This window comes from Xenophilus azovorans DSM 13620 (assembly GCF_000745855.1).
GTDB classification, from domain to species: domain Bacteria; phylum Pseudomonadota; class Gammaproteobacteria; order Burkholderiales; family Burkholderiaceae_C; genus Xenophilus; species Xenophilus azovorans.
Genome location: NZ_KN050768.1, coordinates 95,532 through 116,545 on the forward strand (window position 1 = coordinate 95,532; position 21,014 = coordinate 116,545).

Annotated in this window: 20 protein-coding genes; 10 read left to right on the forward strand and 10 right to left on the reverse strand. The window is 70.3% G+C overall.

Going from position 1 to position 21,014, the window contains the following annotated elements; translation table 11 throughout:
• Positions 1–4 precede the first annotated feature (4 nt).
• Positions 5–1,339, reverse strand: coding sequence for a glycerate kinase type-2 family protein (locus tag Q392_RS30410; protein WP_038218302.1), 1,335 nt, complete (start codon positions 1,337–1,339; stop codon positions 5–7).
• 14 nt (positions 1,340–1,353) lie between these two features.
• Here Q392_RS30410 and Q392_RS30415 point away from each other — a divergent pair, with 14 nt between their 5' ends.
• Positions 1,354–2,766 carry an 8-oxoguanine deaminase gene (locus Q392_RS30415; protein WP_038218304.1) on the forward strand — a complete coding sequence of 471 codons (1,413 nt, stop codon included), beginning with the start codon at positions 1,354–1,356 and terminating at the stop codon, positions 2,764–2,766.
• A 229-nt stretch (positions 2,767–2,995) separates the two neighbouring features.
• Here Q392_RS30415 and Q392_RS30420 read toward each other — a convergent pair whose 3' ends face one another.
• Complete coding sequence (locus Q392_RS30420; protein ID WP_038218306.1) at positions 2,996–4,201, reverse strand: urate hydroxylase PuuD; 1,206 nt, start codon at positions 4,199–4,201, stop codon at positions 2,996–2,998.
• A gap of 186 nt (positions 4,202–4,387) precedes the next feature.
• Positions 4,388–5,299: a LysR family transcriptional regulator gene (locus Q392_RS30425; protein WP_038218307.1), complete on the reverse strand. Its 912-nt coding sequence runs from the start codon at positions 5,297–5,299 to the stop codon at positions 4,388–4,390.
• Positions 5,300–5,474: 175 nt separating this feature from the next.
• On the opposite strand from Q392_RS30425, the gene Q392_RS30430 reads away from it, so the two are divergent.
• From Q392_RS30430 to Q392_RS30445, 4 genes are read left to right on the forward strand one after another with little or no spacing between them, the layout of a single operon-like run.
• Complete coding sequence (locus Q392_RS30430; protein WP_038218309.1) at positions 5,475–6,584, forward strand: aromatic ring-hydroxylating dioxygenase subunit alpha; 1,110 nt, start codon at positions 5,475–5,477, stop codon at positions 6,582–6,584.
• Complete coding sequence (locus tag Q392_RS30435) at positions 6,581–7,549, forward strand: PDR/VanB family oxidoreductase (protein WP_038218311.1); 969 nt, start codon at positions 6,581–6,583, stop codon at positions 7,547–7,549. The genes Q392_RS30430 and Q392_RS30435 overlap by 4 nt, the downstream gene beginning before the upstream one ends.
• Before the next feature lie 45 nt (positions 7,550–7,594).
• Positions 7,595–8,590, forward strand: coding sequence for a Bug family tripartite tricarboxylate transporter substrate binding protein (locus tag Q392_RS30440; protein ID WP_038218312.1), 996 nt, complete (start codon positions 7,595–7,597; stop codon positions 8,588–8,590).
• Positions 8,591–8,594: 4 nt separating this feature from the next.
• Complete coding sequence (locus Q392_RS30445; RefSeq protein WP_038218314.1) at positions 8,595–9,362, forward strand: class II aldolase/adducin family protein; 768 nt, start codon at positions 8,595–8,597, stop codon at positions 9,360–9,362.
• A gap of 31 nt (positions 9,363–9,393) precedes the next feature.
• Here Q392_RS30445 and xdhC read toward each other — a convergent pair whose 3' ends face one another.
• The gene (xdhC, locus tag Q392_RS30450; RefSeq protein WP_038218316.1) at positions 9,394–10,218 is read right to left on the reverse strand and encodes a xanthine dehydrogenase accessory protein XdhC; all 825 of its coding nucleotides are present in this window, start codon (positions 10,216–10,218) and stop codon (positions 9,394–9,396) included.
• A gap of 53 nt (positions 10,219–10,271) precedes the next feature.
• On the opposite strand from xdhC, the gene Q392_RS30455 reads away from it, so the two are divergent.
• The gene (locus Q392_RS30455) at positions 10,272–10,778 is read left to right on the forward strand and encodes a hypothetical protein (RefSeq protein ID WP_038218317.1); all 507 of its coding nucleotides are present in this window, start codon (positions 10,272–10,274) and stop codon (positions 10,776–10,778) included.
• A gap of 166 nt (positions 10,779–10,944) precedes the next feature.
• Here the strand turns inward: Q392_RS30455 and uraH are convergent, their stop codons facing one another.
• Complete coding sequence (gene uraH, locus Q392_RS30460; RefSeq protein ID WP_038218319.1) at positions 10,945–11,295, reverse strand: hydroxyisourate hydrolase; 351 nt, start codon at positions 11,293–11,295, stop codon at positions 10,945–10,947.
• Positions 11,296–11,456: 161 nt separating this feature from the next.
• Here uraH and Q392_RS30465 point away from each other — a divergent pair, with 161 nt between their 5' ends.
• From Q392_RS30465 to Q392_RS30480, 4 genes are read left to right on the forward strand one after another with little or no spacing between them, the layout of a single operon-like run.
• A complete protein-coding gene (locus Q392_RS30465) occupies positions 11,457–12,122 on the forward strand; it encodes a GntR family transcriptional regulator (RefSeq protein ID WP_038218321.1) in 666 nt (221 codons plus the stop codon).
• Positions 12,123–12,153: 31 nt separating this feature from the next.
• Positions 12,154–13,113 carry an allantoinase PuuE gene (puuE, locus tag Q392_RS30470; protein ID WP_038218323.1) on the forward strand — a complete coding sequence of 320 codons (960 nt, stop codon included), beginning with the start codon at positions 12,154–12,156 and terminating at the stop codon, positions 13,111–13,113.
• Between the two features lie 25 nt (positions 13,114–13,138).
• Entirely contained in the window at positions 13,139–14,917 is a 1,779-nt protein-coding gene (gene uraD / locus Q392_RS30475) for a 2-oxo-4-hydroxy-4-carboxy-5-ureidoimidazoline decarboxylase (protein WP_038218326.1), read from the forward strand.
• Entirely contained in the window at positions 14,914–16,158 is a 1,245-nt protein-coding gene (locus Q392_RS30480; protein WP_038218328.1) for a M20 family metallopeptidase, read from the forward strand. The genes uraD and Q392_RS30480 overlap by 4 nt, the downstream gene beginning before the upstream one ends.
• A gap of 13 nt (positions 16,159–16,171) precedes the next feature.
• Here Q392_RS30480 and Q392_RS30485 read toward each other — a convergent pair whose 3' ends face one another.
• From Q392_RS30485 to Q392_RS30505, 5 genes are all read right to left on the reverse strand, one after another.
• A complete protein-coding gene (locus Q392_RS30485; RefSeq protein WP_038218330.1) occupies positions 16,172–16,699 on the reverse strand; it encodes a hypothetical protein in 528 nt (175 codons plus the stop codon).
• 152 nt (positions 16,700–16,851) lie between these two features.
• A complete protein-coding gene (locus tag Q392_RS30490) occupies positions 16,852–17,436 on the reverse strand; it encodes a hypothetical protein (RefSeq protein WP_038218332.1) in 585 nt (194 codons plus the stop codon).
• Positions 17,433–18,572 carry a DUF2827 domain-containing protein gene (locus Q392_RS30495; RefSeq protein ID WP_038218333.1) on the reverse strand — a complete coding sequence of 380 codons (1,140 nt, stop codon included), beginning with the start codon at positions 18,570–18,572 and terminating at the stop codon, positions 17,433–17,435. The genes Q392_RS30490 and Q392_RS30495 overlap by 4 nt, the downstream gene beginning before the upstream one ends.
• On the reverse strand, positions 18,569–19,720 hold the full coding sequence (locus Q392_RS30500) for a DUF2827 domain-containing protein (RefSeq protein WP_038218335.1): 1,152 nt from the start codon (positions 19,718–19,720) through the stop codon (positions 18,569–18,571). Before Q392_RS30500 ends, Q392_RS30495 begins: the two co-directional genes overlap by 4 nt.
• Before the next feature lie 88 nt (positions 19,721–19,808).
• On the reverse strand, positions 19,809–21,014 hold a 1,206-nt coding region (locus Q392_RS30505; RefSeq protein WP_051954117.1), incomplete at its 5' end, for a YadA family autotransporter adhesin.

Here is a 21,014-nt window from a genome sequence, read left to right on the forward strand (position 1 = left end):
GCGGCTACAGGATCAGCAGCGCCCGGAAGTCGTTGACGTTGGTGTTCGTCGGCCCGGTGATCAGCAGGTCGCCCAGCGCCTCGAAATAGCCGTAGGCGTCGTTGCGGTCCAGGAAGTCCGCCAGCTTGCGGCCCCGGGCCTGCGCGCGCGCCAGGGTGTCGGGCACCACGAAGGCGCCGGCGTTGTCTTCCACGCCATCGATGCCGTCGGTGTCGGCGGCCAGGGCCCATACGTCCGGCTGGCCCATCAGTGCGCCGGCCAGGCCCATGCAGAACTCGCCGGCGCGCCCGCCGCGGCCCTTGGGGGTGCCCGGCGGGCGCTGGCGCACGGTCACCGTCGTCTCGCCGCCCGAGAGGACGACACAGGGCCGCGCGAAGGGCTGGCCGCGCAGGGCCACCGCACGCGCCAGCGCACCGTGCACCTTGCCGACCTCGCGCGATTCGCCCTCGATCTCGTCGCTGAGGATGTGCGCCTCGATGCCGGCGGCACGCGCCGCCGCGGCCGCCGCTTCCAGCGACTGCTGCGGGGTGGCGATCAGGTGCGTGGCGTGGCCGGCGAAGACGGCGTCGCCCGGCTTGGGCGTCTCCAGTTCGCCGCTTTCGAGCCGCGCGCGCACGGCGGCAGGCACCTCGATGCCGTAGCGGTCGAGGATGGCCAGCGCGTCGGCACACGTCGTGGCGTCGGGCACCGTCGGGCCGCTGGCGATGACGGCCGGGTCGTCGCCCGGCACGTCGCTGATGGTGAGCGTGACCACCTGCGCCGGCGCGCAGGCCGCCGCCAGCCGGCCGCCCTTGATGCGCGAGAGGTGCTTGCGCACGCAGTTCATCTCGCCGATGTGGGCGCCGGATTCGAGCAGTTGTCTGTTGATGCGCTGCTTGTCCGCCAGCGTGAGGCCCTCGGCCGGCAGCGTGAGCAGCGAGGAGCCGCCGCCCGAGATCAGGCACAGCACCAGATCGTCGGCCGTCAGGCCCCCGGTCAGCGCCAGCATGCGCTCGGCCGCCTTCAGGCCGGCCTCGTCGGGCACCGGGTGGGCCGCCTCCACGATCTCGATGCGCTGGGGCAGGCCCTCCGGGCGCGGCGGGATGTGGTGGTAGCGGGTGACGACCAGGCCGCCGAGCGGCGCGTCCTTCGGCCACAGCGCCTCCAGCGCATGGGCCATCGAGCCGGCCGCCTTGCCCGCGCCAAGCACCAGCGTGCGGCCCTTGGGCGGCGCGGGCAGGAAGGCGCCCATGTTCGCGAGCGGCAGCGCGCGGTGCACGGCGGCGCGGTAGAGGTGTTCGAGGAAGGCGCGCGGTTCGCGCCGCGGGTCGGGCGCCGCGCTGGGCTTCGGTGCGATCATGTGCTGGGTCTCCAATGCATCACGGGAGCGAGTGTCCGATGAAAAGCCTCTTGATCCGAAACGCCGACTGCGTGGCCACCTTCGACGACGCGCGGCGCGAGCTGCGCGGCGCCTCGGTGCTGGTGCACGGCCACCGCATCGAGGCGATCGGCCCGGCAGCCGAGCTGCCGCAGCGGGCCGACGAGGTGATCGACGCGCGCGGCCACCTGGTGCTGCCGGGACTGGTCAACACGCACCACCATATGTACCAGTCCCTGACGCGCGCCTTGCCGGCGACGCAGGACGCGGAACTCTTCGGCTGGCTGCGCGGCCTGTACCCGGTGTGGGCGGGCCTGACGCCCGAGATGGTGCGCGTCTCCACGCAGGTGGCGATGGCGGAGCTGCTGCTCGCGGGTTGCACCACCAGCAGCGACCACCTCTACATCTACCCCAACGGCGTGCGGCTGGACGACAGCATCGAGGCGGCGCAGCAGATCGGCATGCGCTTCGTCGCCACGCGCGGGGCGATGAGCCTGGGCGTCTCGCAGGGCGGCCTGCCGCCCGACAGCCTGGTCGAGCGCGAGGACGCCATCCTGGCCGACGCGCAGCGCCTCATCGAGCGCTGGCACGACGCCGCGCACGGCGCGATGGTGAACGTGGCGGTGGCGCCCTGCTCGCCCTTCTCCGTCAGCCGCGACCTGATGCGCGAGGCGGCGGCGCTGGCGCGCCACCACAAGGTGCGGCTGCACACCCACCTGGCCGAGAACGACCACGACGTCGCCTTCAGCCGCGAGAAGTTCAACTGCACGCCTGCCGAATACGCGCAGGACCTGGGCTGGCTGGGCGAGGACGTGTGGCACGCCCACTGCGTCAAGCTGGACGAGGCGGGCATCGGCCTGTTCGCGCGCACCCGCACCGGCGTGGCGCACTGCCCGTGCAGCAACATGCGGCTGGCCTCGGGCATAGCGCCGGTGCGGCGCCTGCTCGACGCCGGCGTGCCGGTGGGCCTGGGCGTGGACGGCAGCGCCAGCAACGACGGCGCCCAGATGGTGGCCGAAGCGCGCCAGGCGCTGCTGCTGGCGCGCGTGCGGCGCTCGCTCGATCCCTTCGGCTGCGATCACGGCCCCGCCGAGATGACGGCCCGCGACGCGCTGGCCATCGCCACCCGCGGCGGCGCCGAGGTGCTGGGCCGCGCCGACATCGGCCACCTGGCGCCCGGCATGTGCGCCGACCTGGCGCTGTTCGACCTGCGCGCGCCGGGCTTCGCCGGCGGGGCGGTGCACGACCCGGTGGCCAGCCTGCTGCTGTGCGCCAGCGCGCAGGCGGCGTACACGGTGGTCAATGGCCGGGTGGTGGTACGGGAGGGGCGGCTGGCGACGCTGGAACTGGAACCGCTGCTCGAGACGCACAACCGGCTGGCGGTGGCGCTGGCGAACGGCGTTCGCTGAACACGCAGTGGGTTGACGCCCGGCGCCGCGCGCCGTGGCCGGGAGCATGGGGCGAATGGGCGTTCGAGCCACAGCCCCCGTTCGGGCCGAGCCTGTCGAAGCCGGGCAGCGCGCTTCGACAGGCTCAGCGTGAACGGTGGTGGATGGCTCAGCGGCTTGCGTTGAACCGCTCCAGGAGCAGGCCCAGGCCCAAAGCACACGATGCCTGCCCCGCCGGCCCCAAGAACCGTCAGTTCGTCTTCGCACCGCCGTTGAACCAGCGCCCGATCAGCGCCCGCTCGGCATCGGTCATCTGCGTCGCGTTGTTCAGCGGCATGGTCTTGGCCGCCACCACCTGCTGGTAGATGCCCTGGGCGTGCAGCGCCACCTGGTCGGGCGTGTCGACGCGCACGTTCTTCTGCTGCACCGCCGCGCCGTGGCACATGTAGCAGCGCTGCTCCAGCACCTTCTGCACGTCGGCGTAGTTCACCTGCGCCGCCTTGGCCGCCGCCGGCACGGGCGCGACCGGCTCGGGCTGCATCCACACGATGGTCAGGCCCAGCACCGCGATGCCGAACAGCGCATAGCCCAGCGGGTTCTTCGCGTTGCCCAGCTTCCAGCGGTGGCGCACCACGAAGAACTGCCGGATCGCCGCGCCGCCGAGCATGATCAGCAGCAGCACGATCCAGTTGTACTTGTGCGTGTAGGTGAAGCTGTAGTGGTTGGACAGCATCGCGAACAGCACCGGCAGCGTGAAGTAGGTGTTGTGCACGCTGCGCTGCTTGCCGCGCTGGCCGTGGATCGGGTCGACCGGCTTGCCCTCGCGCAGCGCCGCCACGCTCTTGCGCTGGCCGGGGATGATCCAGAAGAACACGTTGGCGCTCATGGTCGTGGCCATCATCGCGCCCACCAGCAGGAAGGCGGCGCGGCCGGCGAACCACTGGCAGGCCAGCCAGGTGGCGAAGGCGATGAAGACCGCGATCAGCACGCCGACGATGGTGTCGCCGTTCTTGCGGCGGCCGAAGACCTGGCAGATGCCGTCGTACACCATCCAGAACACGACGAAGAAAGCCAGCGCCACGCCGATGGCGGCGCCGGGCTGCCAGTCCATCTTGCTCTTGTCGATGAGGTAGGTGCTGGCATTCCACAGGTAGGACATCGTGAACAGCGCGAAGCCCGAGATCCACGTGGAGTAGCTTTCCCAGAAGGACCAGTGCAGGTGGTCGGGGATCTTCTTGGGCGCCACCGCGTACTTCTGCATGTTGTAGAAGCCGCCGCCGTGCACGGCCCACTGCTCGCCGCCCACGCCCTTGTCGATCGACTCCTCGTCCTTCGGCTTCTCCAGGCTGTTGTCCAGCATCACGAAGTAGAAGGAGGCGCCGATCCAGGCGATCGCGGTGATGACGTGGACCCAGCGCAGCAGGAGGTTGGCCCAGTCGAGGTAGTAGCTTTCCATCGCTCAACCCTTTTGTGGTTGTTCTCGTCTGCTCACCACCGCGGGCGCTGTGAGCAGAAGGGGCCGCGAACGATGGGCATCGTGGGGGATGCTTCCCGCTCCGCTGCGGCACGACTGTTTGTGTGCTGAAGTGTATACAGTTTACCTGGCGACTCCAAGGAGAAGAAGCGCGCCGCGCGCATCGGGTTAACCCTTGGCCGAATGGCGCGATACCGCCTCCCTGCGCCCCTGGGACTCCAGTTCGTCCAGGAACACCCTCACCTTCGACGGCACGAGGCGCCTGCCCGGCAGCAGCGCGTAGATGCGAAGGGGCGCGCACTCCCACTCGGGCAGGAGCCGGACCAACTGGCCCTGCGCCACCGCCGCCGCGCAGAAGGTGGCCGTGACGCGGATGACGCCCAGGCCCGCCTTGGCCGCCTCCAGCCGTACACCCGCATTGCCGCTGCGCATGCGGGGGTTGCGCACCTCGATCTCCACGCTGCCCTCGGGCCCCTTGAAGTCCCAGTGGGCGTCGCTGCTGCCCGCCAGCAGCGGCAGGGCGTGCAGGTCGGCGGGCGTCGAGAAGCCCGGGTGCCGGGCCACCAGTTCGGGCGCGGCGAAGACGCCGCGCTCCAGGGAATAGACCCGCCGCGTGACCACGGTGGCCGGCGCGAAGCTGTGTTCGAGCGCCGAGAAGACGACGTCGTACTGGCGCTCGAAGATGGGGACGAGCGCATGCTCGACCTCCAGTTCGATCTTGAGCTTGGGATGCCGCCGCATCACCGCGCAGGCGACGCTCGCCAGGTGGTGCATGCCGAACTCGTAGGGCGCGGCGATGCGCAGCGCGCCCTGCACCTGGCCGCTCTTGGTGACCGCGTCCGCCGCGAATTCGCGCAGTTGCGCGATGGGCTTGGACACCTCGCGGTAGAGCGACTCGCCCGCCTCGGTCAGGCGCAGGCGGCGGGTGGTGCGCTCCAGCAGGCGCGCACCGATCAGGCCTTCGAGCCGCGACACGGAGGCGCTCAGGCTGGATTTCGGCCGGTCCGTGGCGCGCGCGGCGGCGGTGAAGCCGCCATGGTCCACGACCTGGCAGAAAGCGTCGAAATCGTCCCAGTGCACCGTGCGGCCCTCTCGTTCCCCTCGCCCGCTGCGGATGATGAAGCAGCCGCGGCGACGGGATTGTCCAGAAATCGGAACACAGTAACCAGTGCCGGCCGTATATCCGCCTGCCTCGAAATCCTAGGATTTTCGGACCCGAACAACAGGCCGTGCGAAGGCACGCGGAGAGAGCGACGTGTTTCTGAAGAACTGCTGGTATGTGGCCGCCTGGAGCCACGAACTGATCGACGGCAAGCTGCTGGCGCGCACCCTGCTGGAGGAGGCCGTGCTGCTCTACAAGTCCGATGAGGGCAAGGTCGTGGCGCTGCACGACCGCTGCTGCCATCGGGGCGTCCCGCTGCACCTGGGGCGGCGCGAGGGCGACTGCGTGCGCTGCATGTACCACGGCCTCAAGTTTGACGCGAGCGGCAGGTGCATCCAGATTCCCGGCCAGGAGGTGATCCCGCCGAAACTGGGCGTGAGGAGCTACCCGGTGGTCGAGCGCGACGGGCTGATCTGGATCTGGATGGGCGACCCTGCCCTCGCCGACCCGGCCGGGATCATCGACTTCCCGTACCTGCGCGATCCGCAGTGGAAGGGCATCCCCGATTACATGCACTACGACGCCAACTGGCTGCTGATCGTCGACAACCTCAGCGACTTCGCCCACCTGGCCTTCGTGCATACCAAGACGCTGGGCGGCTCGGAGGAGTACGCCTACGTCACGAAGCCCGTCTCGGTCGAGCGCCTGCAGCGCGGCTTCCGGGTGGAGCGATGGCACATGGACGCGGCGCCGCCGCCCTTCCACCGCAAGGTGCTGCCGCCGGACGAGAAAGACCGCCACGTCGACCGCCGCAACATCGGCCACATGCACATCCCGGGCATCTTCTTCCTGGAGTCGATGTTCTCGCCGGCGGGCAGCGGGTCGGAGAAGGGCAACCGGGAGGGCAGCCGCGAGTACCGCAACTGCCAGTTCATGACGCCCGAGACGCGCCGCACGACGCACTTCTTCTGGACCTACCTGAACAACTTCGAGGGCGAGGACGGGAACATCTCGCGCTCGCTACACCAGAGCCTGATCGAAGGCTTCCTGGAAGACAAGCACCTGATCGAGGCGCAGCAGAAGGTGCTCGACGCCGACCCGACCTTCAGGATGCTGGCCGTGGCGGCCGACGCGGCGCTCTCGCATTTCCGCTGGACCTTCGACAAGCTCGTCGCGCAGGAGCGCGCCGCGGAATCGGCCGCGCAGAACGCGGCAGCCAGGCCGGCACCTGCCAGCCCGCACACCGCCGCTGCCGACGCATGAGCGCGCTGCGTCTTCGCGTGATCGGCACGCGCGCCGAGGCCCGGGACGTGATGCGCGTGGAACTGGCGGATGCCGCCGGCCGGCCGCTGCCGGCCTTCGAGCCGGGCGCCCACGTGGTGCTGCGGCTTCCCGACGGCATGGCGCGCAGCTATTCGCTCCTCAACGACTGGCGCGAACGGCACCGCTACGTCCTCGGCGTGGGCCGTTCCGAGACGAGCCAGGGAGGCTCGGAATACATCCACGCGGCGCTGAGGGCCGGCGACGAGATCGACTGCGGCGCGCCGGCCAACAACTTTCCCCTCCAGGCCGATGCCTCGCACTATCTCCTGATCGCCGGCGGCATCGGCATCACGCCCATCCTCTCGATGGTCCGCTGGTGCGTCGCCATGGGCCGCCCGTGGCGGCTCGTCTACGCCGTGCGCAACCGCTCCCGCCTGGCCTTCTACGAGGAGCTGGCACCGTACCGGGACCAGGTGCACTTCCATTTCGACGACGAGCAGGGCGGCCCCCTGCCCGTGGCGCAACACCTGCGGGACCTGCCCGCCGGGGCGCAGGTCTACTGCTGCGGTCCCTCGCCGCTGATGACGGCCGCGCGGGAATGCGCCAGCGGCCTTCCCGCGCAGTCCCTGCACTTCGAGTGGTTCGCCGCGCCCCGCGAGGCCGCGCAGGCGCCGGCCTCCTCCACGCAGCCCGCGCCATCGGGGTTCTGGATCGACCTGCAGCGAAGCGGCGCGAGCTTCTTCGTCGCGGAAGCGGAAAGCATCCTCGACGTTCTCGAACGCCACGGATACGAGGTGCCCCACTCGTGCCGCGAGGGCGTCTGCGGCACCTGCGAAACCGCCGTCTGCGCCGGCGAGCCCGATCATCGGGACTACATCTATCCCGAATCGCAGCGCCCGGCGCTTCGCTCGATGCTGATCTGCGTCTCGCGCGCCCGGTCCGAGCGGTTGACGCTCGATCTCTGAAGCGCTTTCTCCCCCTCGACAGCCCCACACAACAAGGAGACCCACGTGAATACATCATCCCGCCGCCAGTTCATCCAGCATTCCGCCGCCGGCCTGGCGATGGCCGCCTTCAGCCCCCACGGCCAGGCACAGTCCCAGCCGCTGGAGGTGGCGAAGATCGTGGTGGGCTTCGCCCCGGGCGGGACGATCGACCTCGCCGCCCGGCGGGTGGCCGACAAGTTGCACCCCGGCTATGCCAGGACGGTGGTGGTCGAGAACAGGACCGGCGCCGGCGGCCAGATCGCGGTGCAGGCCATCCGGACCTCGGCGCCCGACGGCTCGGCCATCCTGATCACGCCCACGTCGCCCCTGAGCCTGCACCGCTTCACCTACCGGACGCTGCCCTACGATCCCGCGACCGACGTCGTCCCGGTCTCGGGCGCGGCGATGTTCGACTACGCGCTGGCCGTGGGGCCGCAGGTGCCGGCGCAGGTGAGGACGGCGGCGGACTTCCTGCGCTGGGCCAAGGCCAACCCGGCGAACGCCAACTTCGGCTCGGCGGGCGCGGGCTCCGCGGCCAACCTGATCGGGTCGGCGCTCGGCAAGCTCGGCGGCGCCGATCTCCGCCATGTCGGCTTCCGCGGCTCGCAGCCTGCCATCCTGGACATGATCGGCGGCCAGATCGCCGCCGTGGTCGGCCCCACCGGCGAGTTCATGCCCAACGTGAAGGCCGGCAAGTGCCGCCTGCTGGCCACCAGCGGCCCGGCGCGCGGCCGGTTCACGCCCGACACCCCCACGCTGGTGGAACAGGGCTTCCAGGCGCTGAGCCACGTCGGGTGGTTCGGCTTCTACGTGCCCGCCCGGACGCCCCAGGCCGTGGTGGCCCGTCTGCACGACGGCATCGGTACGGCGCTGGCCGCGCCCGACGTGATCGAGAGCCTGGCGAGCGTGTACATGGAGCCGATGCCGGCCTCGGCGGCACGGCTGGAAGAGATGCTGGCCGGCGAGACCCGGTTCTGGGAGGGCCTCGTCAAATCCGTGGGCTACACGGCCGAGGGCTGACGACGTGAGAGACGTCTTCGAGCGGCAGCGGCCCGCTTCATGCCCGGCCGACGAGTGGCTGGTGCGCTGCGAACTCGCAGGTGCCTACCGTCTCTTCGCCCGATTGGGATGGCACGAACTCATCTACAACCACATCACCGCCCGGGTGCCCGGCACGGAGCACTTCCTGATCAACCCGTTCGGGTTGATGTACCGGGAGGTCACCGCCGGCAACCTGCTGAAGATCGACCTCGACGGCCACAAGGTCGAGCCCAGCCCCCATGGCGCAAACCCCGCGGGCTTCGTCGTCCACAGCGCGGTGCACGGCGCACGGCCGGACGTGGCCTGCGTCATGCACACGCACACCACCGCCGGCCAGGTCGTATCGTGCCAGCGCGACGGCCTGCTGCCGCTGAGCTTCACGTCCGTCTTCTACACGGGCAGGGTCGCGTACCACGACTTCGAGGGCATCACCCTGGAGCGGGAAGAGTCGCTCCGGCTGGCCCGGGACCTGGGCGACCGCAACATGATGATTCTGCGGAACCACGGCCTGCTCGTGTGCGGAGCGTCGATCGCCGATGCATTCGCGGACCATTACATGCTGCAGCGCGCCTGCGAGGTCCAGGTCGCGGCGCAGGCCACGGGTGCGGCGCTGGTCCGGCCCGGTAACGACATCGCCCTGCATGCGGCGCGGCAGTTCGACCTGTCCGCGCGCCAGGGCACCCAGAACAGGATGCTGTTCGACGCCATGCTGCGGTGGATGTGGGAGTTGGACGCGGGCTTCTGCCGCTAGGAGCGAGGCGGCCTGCCCCGCCAAGGACGACTCAGCGGCGCTGTAGAAGCTGGGCCGCCACCGCCACGGCGATCACCTCCGGCTCCTTGCCGGTGATGCCCGGCACGCCGATAGGGCAGGTGATGCGCGCCATCTCCTCCTCGGTGAAGCCGCGCGCCGCCAGCCGGTGGCGGAAGGTCGCCCACTTGGTCTTGCTGCCGATCAGGCCGACGTAGGGCAGGTCGCCGTGCTCGCGCAGGCGCTTCAGGCAGGCGATGACGATGTCCAGGTCCTCGGCATGGCTGAAGCTCATGATGAGCACCTGGGAGCCGGGGGCGAGGTCGGCCACCGCCGAGTGCACCGGATCGCTGTGCTCGGCCTGCACCTGGGCGGGGGTGCTCTCGGGGAAGATGGTGTCGCGGCTGTCGATCCAGCGCACGCGATAGGGCAGCGCGGCCAGCAATCGCACGATGGCGGCGCCCACGTGGCCGCCGCCGAACAGCGCCACGGGCGCCAGGTGGTCCGTCAGTTCAGCGCGCAGCGCGGGCGCATCGGCCGCGCCGACGACGCGGAAGCCGAGGAACACCACGCCGCCGCAGCACTGGCCCAGCGTGGGGCCGAGCGGGTAGCGCACGGGCGAGCCGTCCGCCGGCACGGCGCCGCCCTGCCCCGCCAGCAGCGCCCGCGCCTGCGCCACGGCCTGGAATTCGAGCTGCCCGCCGCCGATGGTGCCGGTGATCGCGTCGGGCCACACGGCCATCCAGGTGCCGGCCTCGCGCGGCGCGGAGCCCTGGGTGGAGAGCACGCGCACCAGCACGCCCTGCCCGGCGGCCAGGCGCGCCAGCAGGTCGTCCAGGGCACCGGCGGCGGCCGTCACGGACGACACCTCCGGTTGCGGGCGCCGCCGGCGCCGCAGGTATAACCGGCGGCATGACCGACCGCCGCGCCCCCGCATCCCTTCGCCCCGCCCTGACGACCGCCGCGCTGGGCTGCGCCCTCCTGCTGGCAAGTTGCGGCGGCCTGGGCGGCAAGGTGCCGGGGCAACTCTCCGACGCGGCGGCGCCGCGCACGGCCTCCGGCACACCGTCCGCCTCGCGCGCGGCCAGCGCCCTGGCCTACCGGCAGGACGCGGCGCGGCACGTCTATGCCCTGAACGCCGGCCGCATCTACGCCGGCCCGCTGCCGCCGCTGCTGTACGCCGTCGGCACGCTGCAGGTGCACATCGACCCGCGCGGGCAGGTCACGTCGCTGCACTGGCTGCGCGCGCCCACGCATGCGCCCGACGCCATCGCCGGCATCGAGCAGGCGGTGCTGGCCGCCGCGCCCTACCCCATCTCGGCGCGCCTGGGCGCGGTGGTGTGGACCGACACCTGGCTGTGGGACAAGAGCGGCCGCTTCCAGATCGACACGCTGAGCGAGGGCCAGCTGCAGCAATAGGCAGCCGCAGCCGGGCCGGCTTTCAAGAAAACGCCGGGCCGCCCCAAGTTTTCTTGCCCCCCTCGGGGGGCGGGCCGGGCGCAGCCCGGCCCTGGGGGCGCTCATTGGATAGCCTCCGTGCTTCGCACTGCGGTGCGAGCCCCCTTCGGAGCGGCCGGGCGGGGGCTCATGACCCGCGGTAGGTCGAATAGCTCCACGGGCTCACCAGCAGCGGCACGTGGTAGTGCTGGTCGGTGTGCGCCACCCCGAAGTCCAGCGCCACGCGGTTGAGGAAGTTCGGCTGCGGCAGCTGCACGCCGCGCGCCTTGAAGTAGCCCGCCACGTCGAAGACCAGGCGGTAGGTGCCTGCCTTGAGACTCGCGTTGTCGTACAGCGGGCCGTCGCTGCGGCCGTCGTCGTTGAGCGTGAAGCGCTTCACCAGCGTGGCGTGCTCGCCCTCGGTGGTGTAGAGCGCGACTTCCATGCCGGCGGCCGGGGTGCCGTGCATCGTGTCCAGGACGTGGGTGCTCAGGCCCATGGGGCGACTCCTTGATAGGGGGTTGAAGCGATCATCCGATACGGTCCACAAAAGTGTATACAGATTTGCCGCGGGGGGCTATCATGAATTGCACCGCAGTTTCCGGCCGCGGTGCATCCCCTTTTTTCCGCTCCGGTTCAATCCACGCAACCCAGCCCAGGATGGAAACGACCACCACGCGCGCCATCGTCGAGGCCCTGACCCGGGCCATCGTCGAGCATCGCCTGCAGCCGGGCACCAAGCTCGCCGAGCAGAAGCTGGCCGATCACTTCGGCGTCTCGCGCACGCTGGTCCGGCAGGCCCTCTTCCAGCTCTCGCAGAACCGGCTGATCCGGCTGGAGCCGGCGCGCGGCGCCTTCGTGGCCGCGCCCTCGGTGGAAGAGGCGCGCCAGGTCTTCGCGGTGCGCCGCATGCTGGAGGCTGAGATGGCGCGCGAGTTCGCGCACCAGGTCACGCCGGCCAAGCTCAAGGCGCTGCGCGAGCACGTGGCGCAGGAGAAGACCGCCGTGGAAGGCCAGGACGTGGAGGGCCGCACCGAGCTGTTGGGCGACTTCCACGTGCGCATGGCCGAGCTGATGGGCAACGCGGTGCTGGCGCAACTGCTCGGCGAGCTGATCTCGCGCTGCGCGCTGATCACGCTGATGTACCAGAGCGCCAGCGCTGCCGAGCACTCGAACGACGAGCACGCCGACATCGTCAAGGCCCTGGCGGCCCGCGACGGCGACCGCGCCGCCCGCCTCATGACCGAGCACCTCCTGCACGTGGAGGCCAACCTCACCTTCGACCGCCAGGTGCCCACGAGCGACATCACGCTCGCGCTGTCATGAGCGGCCGCCCATCCGACAACACCGAGACACCATGCCTGCCGTCTACGACGCCACCCTCCCCTATCCGCGCGACCTGATCGGCTACGGCCGCGACGTGCCCCACGCCCGCTGGCCGGGCGGCGCGCGCATCGCGGTGCAGTTCGTCCTCAACTACGAGGAAGGCGGCGAGAACTGCGTGCTGCACGGCGATCCGGGCTCGGAGCAGTTCCTGTCGGAGATGTTCAACCCGGCGAGCTACCCGGACCGCCACATGAGCATGGACGGCATCTACGAGTACGGCTCGCGCGCCGGCGTGTGGCGCATCCTGCGCGAGTTCGAGCAGCGCGGCCTGCCGCTCACCGTCTTCGGCGTGGGCATGGCGCTGCAGCGCTACCCCGAGCTGGCCGTGGCCTTCAGGGAACTGGGCCACGAGATCGCCTGCCACGGCTGGCGCTGGATCCACTACCAGAACGTGGACGAGGCGGTCGAGCGCGAGCACATGCGCCTGGGCATGGAGGCGATCGAGCAGATCACCGGCGCACGGCCGCTGGGCTGGTACACCGGCCGCGACAGCCCGCGCACCCACCGCCTGGTGGCCGACCACGGCGGCTTCGAGTACGACAGCGACTACTACGGCGACGACCTGCCCTTCTGGATGAAGGTGCGCAAGACCGACGGCAGCGTCGCGCAGCAGCTCATCGTGCCCTACACGCTGGACGTCAACGACATGCGCTTCGCGCTGCCGCAGGGCTACTCGCACGCCGACCCGTTCTTCCAGTACATGAAGGACAGCTTCGACGCCCTCTACGCCGAGGGCGACCCGGCCGGCCTGGACCGGCCCCGGATGATGAGCATCGGCATGCACTGCCGCCTGCTCGGCCGCCCGGGCCGCATCACGGCGCTGCAGCGCTTCCTCGACCACGTGGCGAAGCACGACCACGTGTGGGTCTGCCGCCGCATCGACATCGCGCGCCACTGGAAACAGACCCATCCCTGCCCGGCCAACGCCTGAACGCACGCACACAAGGAGACACACCATGGCCCTCACCCTGGAGGCACTGAACGCCGCCCCGCCCGACGAGGCCGTCCGGCTGCTGGACGGCATCTACGAGCACTCGCCCTGGGTGGCCGAGCGCGCGCTGGCCGCGCGGCCCTTCCGCTCGCTCGCGCACCTGAAGTACGCGATGGCCCAGGCCGTGGCCACCGCGCCGCCCGAGCTGCCGCTGGCGCTGATCCGCGCCCACCCCGAACTGGCCGGCAAGGCGATGGAGGCGAAGACGCTCACCGCCGAGTCCACCCAGGAGCAGGGCAAGGCCGGGCTGACGAACTGCACGCCCGAGGAGCTGGAGCGCATTCGCGCGCTGAACAAGGCCTACGGCGAGAAGTTCGGCTTCCCCTTCATCCTGGCGGTGCGCGGGCCGCGCGGCGACGGGCTGTCGAAGGGCGAGATCATCGCGACCTTCGAGCGGCGCCTGCACCACCACCCGGACTTCGAGCGCGCCGAGGCGCTGCGCAACATCCACCGCATCGCCGAGATCCGCCTGGACGACCGCTTCGGCGTCGTGCCCGCGCTCGGCAACGACGTGTGGGACTGGCAGGAGAAGCTGGCCGCGCACACCGACCCGGGCTACGCCGAGCTGGGCCAGCTCACCGTGACCTACCTCACCGACGCGCACCGCGCCTGCGCTGCGCAGATCGCCGGCTGGATGCGCGAGGCGGGCTTCGACTCGGTCGGGATCGACGCGGTGGGCAACGTGGTCGGCCGCTACGAAGCGGCCACGCCCGGCGCGAAGACGCTGCTCACCGGCTCGCACTACGACACCGTGCGCAACGGCGGCAAGTACGACGGGCGCCTGGGCATCTTCGTGCCGATGGCCTGCGTGCGCGAGCTGAAGCGGCAGAACCGCCGCCTGCCCTTCGCCTTCGAGGTGGTGGGCTTCGCGGAAGAGGAAGGCCAGCGCTACAAGGCGACCTTCCTCGGCTCGGGCGCGCTGATCGGCCACTTCGACCGGAACTGGCTGGACCAGCAGGACGCCGACGGCGTGACCCTGCGCGACGCCATGAAGCACGCCGGGCTGAACATCGACGACATCCCGAAGATCCAGCGCGACCCGGCCAAGTACCTCGGCTTCGTCGAGGTGCACATCGAGCAGGGCCCGGTGCTCAACGAGCTGGACATCCCGCTGGGCATCGTCACCTCCATCAACGGCGGCGTGCGCTTCGTCGGCGAGGTGTTCGGCATGGCCAGCCACGCCGGCACCACGCCGATGGACCGCCGCCGCGACGCCGCCTGCGCGGTGGCCGAGCTGATCCTCTTTGCCGAGCAGCGCGCCGCGAAGGACGGGGACTCGGTGGCCACCGTCGGCATGCTGCAGGTGCCCAACGGCTCGATCAACGTGGTGCCGGGCAACTGCAGGTTCAGCCTCGACATCCGCGCGCCCAACGACCCGCAGCGCGACGCCGTGGTGGCCGACGTGCTGGCCGAACTCAAGGCCATCTGCGAGCGCCGTGGCGTGCGCTACACGCTGGAGGAAGCCATGCGCGCCGCCGCCGCGCCCAGCGCGCCGGCCTGGCAGGCCCGCTGGGAGAAGGCCGTCGATGCACTCGGCGTGCCCCTGTTCCGCATGCCCAGCGGCGCCGGCCACGACGCGATGAAGCTGCACGAGGTGATGCCGCAGGCCATGCTCTTCGTGCGCGGCATCAACTCCGGCATCAGCCACAACCCGCTCGAATCGAGCACCAACGACGACATGCAGCTGGCGGTCGAAGCCTTCCAACTGCTCCTGGACAACCTCGCCAAAGAAGACGCCCCATGACCGACTACGCCAAGCTCGACGCCTGGATCGACGCCCACTTCGACGAGGAGGTGAAGTTCCTCCAGGCGCTGGTGCGCGTGCCCACCGACACGCCGCCCGGCAACAACGCGCCGCACGCCGAGCGCACGGCCGAACTGATCGCCGCCTGGGGCTTCGACGCCGAGAAGCACGCCGTACCTGCGCAGGAGGTGAAGGACTACGGCCTCGAATCGATCACCAACCTGATCGTGCGCCGCCCGTACGGCGACGGCGGCCGCACCATCGCCCTGAACGCCCACGGCGACGTGGTGCCGCCCGGCGAGGGCTGGACGCACGACCCCTACGGCGGCGAGATCGAGGACGGAAAACTCTTCGGCCGCGCCGCCGCGGTGAGCAAGAGCGACTTCGCCACCTTCACCTTCGCCGTGCGCGCGCTGGAGGCCGTGGCGAAGCCGAAGCAGGGCCGCGTCGAGCTGCACTTCACCTACGACGAAGAGTTCGGCGGCCTCCTGGGCCCCGGCTGGCTGCTGAAGAACAAGCTGACGAAGCCCGACCTGATGATCGCCGCGGGCTTCAGCTACGAGGTGGTCACCGCCCACAACGGCTGCCTGCAGATGGAGGTGACAGTGCAGGGGAAGATGGCGCACGCCGCCGTGCCCAGCACCGGCGTGGACGCGCTGCAGGGCGCCGTGCACATCCTGAACGCGCTGTACGCGCAGAACACGCTCTACCAGCAGGTCACGTCGAAGGTCGAGGGCATCAGCCACCCGTATCTCAACGTGGGCCGCATCGAGGGCGGCACCAACACCAACGTGGTGCCCGGGAAGGTGGTGTTCAAGCTCGACCGCCGCATGATCCCCGAGGAGAACCCGGCCGAGGTGGAGGCGACGATCCGCGAGGTGATCGCCAAGGCGGCGGCGGAATTCAAGACGCCGGCCGGCGGCATCGAGGTGGATGTCCGGCGCATCCTGCTGGCCCACGCGATGAAGCCGCTGCCCGGCAACAAGCCGCTGGTCGATGCGATCCAGAAGCACGGCGGCGAACTGTTCGGCCAGCTCATTCCGGCGATGGGCACGCCCCTTTACACCGATGTGCGCCTGTACGGCGAGGCTGGCATCCCGGGCGTGATCTACGGCGCCGGCCCGCGCACCGTGCTGGAATCGCACGCCAAGCGCAACGACGAGCGCATCGACCTGGAGGACCTGCGCCGCGCCACCAAGGTGATCGCGCGCGCGCTGGCCGATCTGATGGGCGAGGGCTGACCGGCGCCCGGCGTCACTCCACCCGGTACATCACGTCCGTCTTCTTGAGGGGGAACATCTTCGGGTACCAGGTGGCGAGGCGCCCGGCGTCGCCGCAGCGGTCGTAGAGCGGGTCGCAGACGACGGCCTGGTAGCTCCACTTCGCGAAGTCGGAGATCGGGATGGACGGGTCGCGGTTGAGGACGACGAAGGCATGGTCCCACCGCCCGCGGTACACGCCGAAGTAGTCGATGGGAAGGACCTTGGCCGCCTCCAGGTGCTTGAAGGCCACCGCCGACAGTTCGGAGCAGTTACCGGTCTGCGTCTCCAGGCCGAGCTTCGCCAGCTCGTCGATGAAGAGCCTTCCGTCGAACGCGCCTCCGTAGGCCTCGCTGCGGCTGGCGCCGAGCTGCAGGCTCTTGATCCGGGCCGCGAACTTCTGCGGCACGTCGATCGGGTTGCGGATCCATCCGCCTGCGGTGTTCAGACCGCGATAGCGGACGTTGGCCTTGACGTGCGCAATCGCCGCCTGGGCGGCCTTCGTGTATTCGGAATGCAGCATGTGTCGATTCGGCTGAGGGGCGAACGGCCCTCCGGCAAAAAAAGGGCGGATCATTCCGGCGCGCCGGATCAGCGTCAATCGGCCGAAGTTCATAGCCCGCGCGTCCATGTTCGGCCGCCCGGCATACACGGGCAGCCTGGCGCGCCGCGCTCCTAGCGCCGAACCGGCGGGGCGGCGGCGGGCGCCGCCGCCGGGTCCTTCCAGTTGTATTCGACGAAGCGCCGGATCACCAGGCAGCCCGGCGGCGAATCGATGAGGGAGACGGAGGAGCCGGGCTCCTTCGGGTCGGTATAGACGGCGTAGACCGGCAGCAGCCGCGTCATCCGGTAACCGGCCAGTTCCGATTCGGCAATGCTTGCGCAGGTGAAGGGCGCCACCGTGATGCGCTCGGCCGCCACGGTACAGGTGCCGGCGGCCGCATCGGGCACGGCGGTGATGGACGCCGCCATGCCGGCATTCGGGTACTCCAGCCCGATCAGCGAGAACACCGGGCCGGCGTCGGGGCGCTGGCGATCCCAGTCGAGCAGCACGTCGTGCGCCCGGCTGCCCTGCACGTTGAGCCTGGCCAGCCGCGTGATGGCGGGCAGGCAGCGCTTGACGCCGACGCTGGCGGCGGCGCGGCTCAGGGTGTCCTGCGCCGACGCCGCGGGCGCGGGCTGCTGGGCCCAGGCAGCCGGCGCGAGCACCAGCATCGCACTCCATGCTGCAAGCGAGGGAAAGGAAACCAGACGGATCATCGTTCGTACAACTGTTCGATGGCGGCCGTGTAGGCACGCACGTTCGGCTCCGCTTCGGGGTCGAGCGTGGCCAGGAAGTTCCGCGCGCGCTGCCGGTAGGCGGCCAGGTCGGCATCGTGCCCGGCGAAGGCCCGCAGCAGCGCGCGGCCGCCCTCCTCGCAATCGAAGCCGTGGTAGCGGTAGCCGCAGTCGCCGATCAGGTGCGAGTTGTGCACCAGCGGATAGCCGCCGTGCAGCGCCTCGTAGTACACGTAGTTCTGCGCGTTCTCCCATTGGTGGCTGACGACGGCATCGCAGTGCATCGACAGCACCTGCCAGATCGGGAAGCGCCCCTCGAAGGTGGCCAGCCCATGGCGAACGATGTCCAGGCTGTTGGCGAAGCCGTTGAACACCGGATGGTCCTTCATGTGGAAGGTGTTGTAGGCGTGCACGTGCTCGATGATGTCCGGGTCGATGCGGTGCGCGACCTCGCACACCAGCAGCGGGATGTGGCTGGTCTTGACCATGCACACGTTGGGCTCGAACATGCCCAGCCGCCAGCGGCGGCGCCCCGGCCGGTAGCCGAAGGCGTGGCCTTCGGGCAGCTGGCGCAGTGCGCGTTCCAGCACCACGGGGCTCCATAGATGCGGCAGCATCCGCACAGGCGCGCGGAAGGTGCTGGCGAAATACGGCACGCAGGTGGCCTCGTATTCGGGCAGGGTCCAGACCTCGTCGTACGGGGCGCCAGTGATCAGCAGCGCATGCGGCTTGCCGAACACCATGCGCTCGATGTCGATCACGTAGTCGTTGCCGACGCGCATCGACACCACCTTGCCGCCGCGCTCGCGGAAGGCGACCGCCCATTCCTTGGCCAGCTGGGCGCTCATCTCGATCATCACGTCGAGCCGCTCCATGGCGCAGGCCATGTCGATCACCGGCACGGGAGATTCCTCGAGGAAGGCCTGCGCCTCCTGCGGCCCGCCGTCGCCGCCGCCTGCGACCAGCACCACGTCCGACACCTGCGGGGAGCGGCGCAGCAGCATGGCCAGGAACAGGCAGTTCTGGAAGATGCCGTTTTCCCACAGCGATTGCCCGCCCTTGCGCACGAAGAGCGAGATGCCGATGCGCAGCGCGCGCTGCGGCCGCGTCGCCGTCATGCGGCAGCTCGCTCCGGCACGCCGGCACACAGCCGCAGCAGCAGCTCGGCGTAGGCCCGCTGGTTCGCCTCGGCGAAGGGATCGACCGCGTCGAACACCGCCCGTGCGGCGCGGCGCTGGTCGGGCAGACGCTCGTCGTGCCCGGCCCAGGCCGCCAGGATCCGACGCCCGCCCTCGGCCGCCTCGAAGCCGGGGTAGTAGTAGCCGGCCCCGAAGCCGTGCAGCCAGGGCGAGTTGTGCACCAGCGGGTAGTCGCCGTGCAGCGCGTCCAGATAGCTGTAGTTCTGGTCGTTGGTCCACTGGTGCGAGACCACCGCATCGGCATGCTGCGCCATGAAGCCGGCGATGTCGTTGCGGCCGTGGAAGCAGGCCTTGTGCTCGCGCACCAGGTCCAGCGAGTTGGCCAGGTACAGCAGCGTGGGATGGTCCTTCATGTGCAGCGTGTTGAGCACATGCATCATCCGGATGCTTTCGGGCCGGGCCCGATAGGCCTCGTCGCAGGCCAGCATCGAGATGCTGGAGGTCTTGGCGACCGAGACGTTCGGCTCGAAGATCGCGATGCGCAGCCCCGCCGGAGGCGTCTGCGGCGCCGGCGTACGGGGCTGCCAGCCATAGTGCAGGCCATGCCGCGCCACCTCGCGCACGCGCTCCTGCAGGAACTGCGGGTGCCACAGGTACGGCACCACGTTCACGGGGCAGCGGTGCATCGTCCGCTGGAAGGCGGCGAACATCGCGTACTCGGGAATCACCCACACCTCGTCGCAGCGGTCCGGCCGGGGAAAGTGGCCCGGGCGGTCGAACACGGGGCTCTCGACGATGCCGGCGAAGGGCTGGCCGGCGCAGTAGTAGACGACCTTCTTGCCGCGTGCACGCTGCAGGTCGAGCCAGCGCGGATCCAGCGCACCGGCCATCTCGACGATGACGTCCACCGCATCCGTCGCCTCGGCCTGCGTCATCAGCGCCAGGCCGAGCGCCTGCGTGTCGACCTGCTCGGGCAGCCGCCCCTGGTCACCGACGTCGATCAGCACGACCGACCGCACGAACGGCAGGCGCTGGAACAGTTGCGCCAGGAAGACGACGTTCTGGCCCAGGCCGTTTTCCCAGATGTTCTGGCCAGCGTGCGTGATCACGGAGATGCCGATGCGCATGAGCGAAGTGTCTCCCAAAAAAAGAGGGCCCCCGCGCGAACGCAGGGGCCACCGGCGGCATTCGGGCCGCTGGCCGCTCAGGCCGTCATCACTTCCACTTCCAGCCGATACCGGCGTTGACGCCCCAGTCCTTGCCGGTGGTGGACACGCCCGCCCCCCAGGACATGGTGCCGTCGTTCGACAGCGCCTTGAAGGTCAGGCCGACCGCGCCGTAGCCCTTGTAGGCGCCCAAGCCGATGCCGACGGCCTTCTCGCCCGGATACAGCGTGGGCAGGTAGGTGCCCGCCATCGCGAAGGCCATGGCCGTGCCGGAGTAGGCAATGCGCTCCACCTCGCCGAGGCGGTTGTTCAGCGCGCCGATCTGGTAGTTCTGGTAGGCCGACTGCGTGCTCAGCTGGTTGACCACGCTGTTCGTGGCCTTGAGCTGGCTGACGTTGACTGCGTCGCTGTCGGCGCTGCCGGCGGCCACGCCGGTGATCTGGCGGTACTGGCCGTTGGCCGCATTGCCCACCGAGACGGCAGCCTGCGTGCTGGTGGTGGCGGCGATCGCCGACGCCTGCGCCGCGCTGGCGCCCGCCGGCACGTAGCCGGCCACGCCCGCCGGTGTGTTGACCACCGAGCCCGCGCCCAGCGCCACGCCGCCGCTCTGGTTGACGACGGAGCCGAAGCCCACGGCCGTGCCCTGCGAGACGCCGGGCGCGGCGCTCAGCGGCGTGCCCCCCGCATCGGCGCCATCGCCGATCGCGACGCCGCCGCCGCCGGCGCGCGCATTCGCGCCGATCGCCTGCGAACCCGTGGCCAGCGCACCGGTGCCGATCGCGATGGCATTGGTGCCGGTGGCCTGGGCGCCGTGGCCCATCGCCACGGCCGAGGCGCCGCTGGCCACGGCCGACGGGCCGACGGCGATGGCGTTGGTGCCCGACGCCACCGAATCGGGCTCGGTCGAATTGGCGTGGAAGTACTTCGTGCCGCCGTTGTACAGATTGGTCAGCGCGTCGCCCACGTTGTGCGCCGTGCTGATCGAACCGTCTGCATTGGTGGTGGTGTACGTGGGTGCCGAGACGGCGCCCGTGTTCGGGTCGTAGCTTGCGCCGCCGCCCAGGGCGTCGGCCGTGCTCTGGCCCGCGTTGGCCAGGTTGCTGCCGACCGTGCTGAGGCCGGTGGACAGGCTGCTGATCCCCGTGGACGTCGAGGTCGACAGGCTCACCAGGTTGTCGTTGGTCGTGCTCAGGCCGGTCGACAGGCTGCTGATGCCGGTGGACGTGGACGTCGACAGGCTCGCCAGGTTGCTGTC